This is a genomic window from bacterium, assembly GCA_016786595.1.
Classification (GTDB): domain Bacteria; phylum Bdellovibrionota_C; class UBA2361; order SZUA-149; family JAEUWB01; genus JAEUWB01.
Map to the genome: position 1 here is coordinate 1 of JAEUWB010000041.1, position 7,027 is coordinate 7,027.

5 protein-coding genes are annotated in these 7,027 nt (G+C 44.7%); all 5 read right to left on the reverse strand.

Features of this window, described 5'->3' with window-relative positions; genetic code table 11:
• Nucleotides 1–955 (reverse strand): pilus assembly protein (locus JNK13_06370; GenBank protein ID MBL7662358.1); only part of this gene is annotated, 955 nt, incomplete at its 3' end.
• Nucleotides 952–2,436: a hypothetical protein gene (locus JNK13_06375; GenBank protein ID MBL7662359.1), complete on the reverse strand. Its 1,485-nt coding sequence runs from the start codon at nucleotides 2,434–2,436 to the stop codon at nucleotides 952–954. The genes JNK13_06375 and JNK13_06370, both read right to left, overlap by 4 nt.
• Before the next feature lie 333 nt (nucleotides 2,437–2,769).
• Complete coding sequence (locus tag JNK13_06380; GenBank protein ID MBL7662360.1) at nucleotides 2,770–3,705, reverse strand: substrate-binding domain-containing protein; 936 nt, start codon at nucleotides 3,703–3,705, stop codon at nucleotides 2,770–2,772.
• Nucleotides 3,706–3,847: 142 nt separating this feature from the next.
• Entirely contained in the window at nucleotides 3,848–5,569 is a 1,722-nt protein-coding gene (locus tag JNK13_06385) for a glycerol-3-phosphate dehydrogenase/oxidase (GenBank protein MBL7662361.1), read from the reverse strand.
• Nucleotides 5,570–5,662: 93 nt separating this feature from the next.
• Nucleotides 5,663–6,916: a hypothetical protein gene (locus tag JNK13_06390; GenBank protein ID MBL7662362.1), complete on the reverse strand. Its 1,254-nt coding sequence runs from the start codon at nucleotides 6,914–6,916 to the stop codon at nucleotides 5,663–5,665.
• Nucleotides 6,917–7,027 lie beyond the last annotated feature (111 nt).

A 7,027-nucleotide genomic window follows, 5' to 3' on the forward strand; every position in this document is an offset into this window, starting at 1 on the left:
CTAAGATTAACTCTTGTCGTTCCACGCCATAAAATCGCCCCATAATTGATTTCGCAAAAAAATGCGCACGCTGTAAGGTAATTGCGTCAATTTCACCGTAGATCACTAGCGCGTGATTTAGATACTGCAAGGCCCCCGAATTTGGTACTCCACCATCATAAGCAAGAGAAAGTGGCAAGGCATAGGGCGATGGTTCAGGATGCGTAGCGTTAAAGGTGTTTGCTAAGTACTGCTCAATTGAAACATATGGATAACTATTGCCGTTGCCTGGTAATTCAGGGTGCTCAACGCTGTGTGGAATAGTCAGTGTGTCTCTAATCTCATAGTTTCTAACTTTTCCTGTAGCTTGGTCGAGATCGAGCCAGACAAAGGCGAGTTTGATTTTGTAAGGAGTTGTGCCAAATGATTTCTTCATTTGATCATCGATTTTACTACTCAATTCTTCTAGAAAACTCTCGGCACGGTCTTGGTGGTAGCGGACTTCTAAACCGTGGTCGATATCAACCACGCGATGTTCCTTGCTAATAATTGCAACATGATTAAAGCCTGCACGTAAAGCATCTGTGACTGCGGCACCACTAGACAAATATAAGCCGCCGTCGATGACTAGAAATAAAAACATCAAGGCAAGTGGTGTAAAGAGGACCATTTCCAGCATTGAGCTGCCGCGCTGGTTAAGACTTTGGTGGCGGTGAGGAAATCTTCCGTGACGACTTGTCCGCCGCAGTCGGCAAAGCCGCGGAGGTGGAAGTATCCGGCCAAAAGTCGCTTTATTAAAAACATTCCATAAGTAAGAATTATCTGTAAAAATGTTTTTATAATGTGAATTTTGAGCCGTAGACGAGGAACGGAAATTTCGAGCAGCGGAGTTTATTGAAATAAATGAGCAGCACAGAAATTTTCCGTGACGAAGTATCCGGCCAAAAGTCGCTTTATTAAAAACATTTTTTGTCATGAGCGAATTGCAACCTCTCTACCCAGGGCGATTAGTCGTGGAATTACATTTTGTTCGAGGTCTGCGGAGCTAGAAGTTTGAAAAATTTGCACAAATGGCCGAGCTTGAGGATCGAGCATTAAGGCTTGAGCCTCTGTGCTGATTTGACCGAGTGCTTGATTGAGCTCGCTGGATTCCTGGGGCGTTAAAAAAGGGTGATCGAAGGCTACGATGTAGAGTTCTGAATTAGAGTCGCGGACAGCTTTAAGTGCGCGAGTCAGACTTCCAGGATCGGGAATTAACGCGCGATCGGTAAGGAGGATAATTTTTCGGGCATTTTTATAGCCAACGTTACCACGAAATTTAATTTCCTCCTGCAAAAGTTCGTTTGTTGCAGTGTCAACAAGATCAATCACGGCGCGTTCGATTGCGCTAATAATTTCGGGCTCTGCCGTAAAGTTCTGTGCTGCGATTGGGAGTTTAGCCGCATGCCAGTAAATTGCTTCGCGTAAGCGGAGTGTATTTTGGAGGTAGCAACTCGAGAGCCCATCAAAAGGCAAGTGACATTGTGGAAATTCAATGACATCTTGACAATTTGCTTGAGCATGCTGAAAGCCAAAAACATCGAACGTTGCAGGAATTTGATAGCGTAAGTCCCAGCGCGAATCGGCAAAGAATACGCAAGCTTCATCACCAAGACCACCCTCGGTGCGATAAGGGTCGAAATGAGCCTCTGCAGTTGCCAGATCTGGATTAATAAACCCGCCGATTTGCCCAGGGAAATAGCGCTCTTCCTCGAGAGTGATTTCTCCGCGTATAAAGCGTAATGATTTAGTATTCACTCCACTTTCTGTGCCCGGAGTAAACATTGCGCCAACGCGGTTAAGGGCAATTGCGCCGTAAACATCAACCAAGCTCAAGGCCGCCAACTTCAGTGGCGTAAAAGCTGGGTTATAGCAACTTTGCGTAGACCAGCGTGCATCGACAACTGGAGTATGCGTAGCACAATTCCAGTATCCGGAGGCAGGCCATTCGCCTGAATTACCCCAGGCATCTTCACCATGCTCAGGCCGCAGTGTTCGGCCATCAGCAATAATTAAAACATAGTCAGTTGGGACGAGCTGTACGAGTGCACGCTTCTTAGCAGTAAATGTTTTTGCACCACTGATTGGCTCGACAAAAAAGTCAAAGGCTGAATTGAGTTTTCCCTCAAGACCGACTTGCACGGATGATTGAGTAATTAATGTCTGAGTGGGGTCAATTGTTAAAATATTTTGGCGTGCAAGTGCAGCTTGAATTAATCCTTGGGCTTTAGCTTGGTCAGGTAGCGCCTGCACCGCCTGCATGGCGATTCGCTCTGCTTCGCTCTGTGCGTGTTCGCGTAAAGCACTCCAATGCGAAACATCAACAGCAAGCACGCTTAAAGTAACGACAAAAGGAACGCAGGCAAGCGCATAGAATGCAATATTGCCAGACGTAGATTTAAGGTTACGAACTATCACAAAAGCCCCTCACAGCTATACCCGTTCCGTCACCGAAAATTTTTTCGGTTAACGAAACTTTCATAAACGGGCTAGTCTAAATTAGCCTGATTTATGTACGAAATAAACCGTGGCAATTTACACAAATCCTTGGAAGGTAAAAATTTACCGTCCCTAGTGATTATCGTCCGTTTTGCGACTAGTGGTGCGTGGCACCGGCAAATTTTTTCAGAGTTTTTCGGATCATTTATTAAACTTCTTTCAATAAAAAATTGAAATTTTGAAAAAAATTTCTTACTTGTTAAATCATATCAAGATGTTAAACGGATGTTACAATCCTAATTCGAAAGAAGTCTATTCAAGCTTAGCACGTTCTGTTGCAACCCGATCTGCTGTTAAGGGGATAAGCCCTTGTGCTACGACAATTTCCTGCCCCTGGGAGCTTAGCACGTAACTCATGAAATCTTTAGTAGAAGCATCAATTTTCTCACCAGGAGTCTTTACGAAATAGATGCTCATGGAGCGAGCAAGTGGATAGCTTAAGCTGAAGATTGTATCTGCATCTGCTTTGATTGCCTGGTCGCTAGCCGACTTTGAAACTGGCAGAGTCTTCATTCCAACAAGATTTAAACCACGCGTATCAGAAATTCCAACTGCGCGTGGGCTAGCTTTTAAGCTTGCTTCAAAATCAGCCGCTGATGTTACGAACTTAACTTTTTTGTTCCAATCTTGCTGGAGTAAAACTTGTTGCTTGAAAAATTGCACTGCAGGAGCATCAGCATTCAACACTACGGCGACAAACTGATTGTCGGTTGCGGTAGTACTGCGTTGTGGCTTAGCTGAAAACATCTTCTCCAAATCAGTAAAGCTGATGGTTGTGTAAGGCGAACTTGCATTAACAGTGACATAAGCAGCGGCAAATGCTGTGTTGATTTGTGTAGGCTCAAATCCATACTTAAGCATAAAATTTTTACTTTCGTTCTCTTTAAGTGGGCGGGTCATCGGACCGATGTCGGCTGTACCTTCGAGTAAAGCAGCTGGAGCAGAAGCCGAACCTCGACTTGAAACTTGAATTTGAATCTTAGGCTGAACTTTTTGGTAACTTGATACCCAAGAAGTCAAAAGCGTGCCCATTGAATCTGACCCAATTGAAGTAACCAAACCCTCATTGGTAACTGTCGGAGTATAAACTGGGATCGAACTATCGGCAGTTGCGGACTGCGCAACTAAAGTCGCCGAGGACACTAACAAACTGCAACTAAGAACGAGTGATAAAACTTTTGACTGCATATTGGCTCCGTAAATCATTGTGGCTACACCGCGAAATGCCTAGAATAAAAATTTTGCTGTAATTTACTCTAAAATTCGGCAAATGTCTATTTTTGATGTTCTAAATATTACTATTATAGCTAATAACTAGTTGAAACTACTACTATTTAAAACTTAGTCTTAATTTCGATTCGATTTTATTAATCTCTTCAATTGTCTGCGATGTATTCCAGTTGAAACTGTCAGCAGCTAATTGACCGATTGCTTCAAGCGCGCTCTTCCCCGGATATCCAAATGATCCAATCGGGGTTCTACGCATCACTAAATCAGCTAGAGTTACTACCGCCTCATGCTTGGCGGCATAGATAATTTCACCCGCCATAACTCCACTACGATCATCAATAACTCGCGAAAGTGCCCGATCCGCATCGAGCATCGAGGCGATGTAAATTGCTTTCGAACCATAGTCACCGCAAAGTCTGTCAATTTGCTGCTTAGTAAAGTGCAGGTTTTTACTGGCTAGCTCGAGCTCAGCTTTTAAGCTTTCAAGACTCTGATATTCAGCACCAACTAATGCCAAGCTACTAGTGCGTGAGGGCCTGGAATGAAGACTCAACTTACGGAAACTACAATCCACAACATTTTCAGCAAGCGCGCGGGCAGTAGTATATTTAACTCCGTAGACGGAGTAAAAATTACCAACACCTAAATCTCCCTGATGGTCGATTAACTTTGCATCTCTTGCGACTTCAGCACGAACTAAATTCTCCCCTCGCAGCGCTTTACTACGAGCTGATTGATCGACAGGACGAAGTCCACCAAAGACATGTTGCACTCGTTCTAATCGCAACTTACGGTCAGGGTAAATGGCATAAACTTCATCCAAAAACGACTCAATTTCTGCCTCACTCACGCTAAATGTATCGTCTGCGGTAACTACATCAGCTGTGCCCAGTAAGGTCTGGCCGCGCCAGGGTTGCAGAAAAAAACTGCGGCCACCTCGTTGCAATAAAGCTGACTCTAAAAACTGCCTGCTCTCCAATGCAATAACAAAGGGCAGTTCCGAGCCAGGAAAGAGTAATTGAAATCCCTTAGAAAAAATCGGATTTTCAGCAGGTCGAGACACTCCGGGTCGCACAAGTTGCATCACACTGTCGACCCACGGACCGGCCGCATTAATCACTAAGCGCGCTTTAACCTCAAGATCCTTGTGCGTAACTAAATCTCGAATAATAACTTTCTCAATCGCTGCTTGCTCTGACTGAGAAGTCAGGCTCACGCGAATCGCACGGGCATAGTTTAAAATTATCGCACCTTCACGCAGCGCAGTTTCAGCAATTGCCCAAGTCAGTCTGTCGGGATTATACATTTGCGCGTCATAGAAAGTTATGCCGCCGCGTAAATCATCGGGGTTTAAGTGTGGCGCGAGCTTTAAGAGCTCTACGGGACTAATCTTCGAATGATTGAGAAGTTGTGGAATATTGCTTGCAGTCTGTCGATTACGTTGTGGAGTAATCGTTTCATAAAAAGAAAGAGCTAGTTCAATCAGCTCCTTACTGCGCATGCCGAATCCATAACAGGGCACAGTAATCCCAATTGGCTGGACTAAATGTGGAGCAATCGATCGTAAAACTTTTTGCTCCCGAACGGATTCATACAAGCGAGTAAAGTCCAGTTGCTGGAGATAACGAAATCCCCCATGTACAAGCTTGAAGCTGCCTTCTGAGGTTTTCGATCCGAAATCCTCAGCTTCAACTAGAGCTGATTTTAGTCCGCGCGACGCAGCTTCCCAAGCAATGGCTAAGCCATTAATTCCTCCGCCAATGACTAAAATATCAAAGTCCGTCTTCTCGAGTGCGGTAGTAATTTCCGATCGCGATTTCATTTTCGATCACTTGCACAGTTGGGTTAAGAAAACAAAAAACCGGGGGTGAGTTTTACCTCACCCCCGGTTGATATAACTCGGTAAAGAAACCGATTAGAGGTATGCAGATACCGTCAATTGTGCACGGAAGTCTGTTGTATCCTCAGCTGAACTATCAGCTGGGTTCTGATCTCTCCAGAGAGCAGACATCAACATCTTCATGCTATGACCATTGAGGTAATAACCGACAGTTGCACCATACTCCATCATATCATCAAGAGCAGAAGTGTCTTCGTCAGGGTTATACACACCAAAGCGTCCTGCAACTTCCCATTCCTTTGGAACGAAGAAGTAACCAGATTGAACGTAGAATCCAAGATCTTTGATCTTTTCATCTGATCCATCTGGGTCAGTGTTTGCCCAGAAAATTTCACTTTGTAGTGAAAATCCTTGGTAGCGAGCACCAACATCAGCACCTACGCGAACTTTGTCATAATCAAGTGATGCAAGAGCGTCACCTGCTTGAACCAACACTGAACCTTGGTCATAAGTTGCACCAAGACCCATTGTGAAAGCCCAGTCAGCAGTCATGCCGTAGTCGCCTTCCCATGCGCGTGAACCGTAGTCACCCATGTTAGCAACAACCATACCAGCAAATCCTAGTTCTGAGTCTACACCACCAGAGTTTAGACCTTCACCAGTTGATTCACCGTTATATACAGCAAGTGACCACATTGCAGCGTCACCAAGATCACCCATCGCCATTAAGCCAGCTGCACGACCTGGAACGAAAAGTTCGCTCACGTCTGTACGGAATGGCATTTGGCTCATAAATGGATTGCCCAAAGCTTGACGGCCGAATGGAAGAACAAATTGTCCCATACGAAGACCCATGCCTTCGCACCAGTTCCATTGCAACCAAGCATCACGGACATCACTGCCATTTGATGAGTTGTTTACGAAATCAGCATCACCTGCAAAATCATTTTGCACCATGTAGCTGAATTCTTTGTTCATGAAATTACCAGCAAGTTCTAAACGCACACGGTCAACCGCAAAGCTGTTCGCGTCTTGAAGTCCGCGAGCAGTATTGTGGTCCCAGTCTGTGTATGAATAACTTGTAACAACACCTAAATTCATCTTGAGGTCGAACTTATCGCCGAACTCTAGACGGGTGCCATCTTGATAATATCCCTTGAAAGCGCCAGCAGAATCTTGCATTAACGCACCTTTATCAAGAAGTAAGTCATTTAGTGGCTTAGCTTCCGACATCATAGGTGCTGCAAGAAGACCAGCAGCAGCAATTAAAGTTAATTTACGCATCACTCCTCCATTACTAGCTAGAATCGAAACATAGTGGTTGTTCACCTTGAAAAACCACGCCGCCCGATCGTATTTGTTTAGTGACTCATACGGTCTAACAAACCAATGCCAATACGTCTACGTACAAAATTTAGTAGCCGCAAAAGCGCTTTAGCC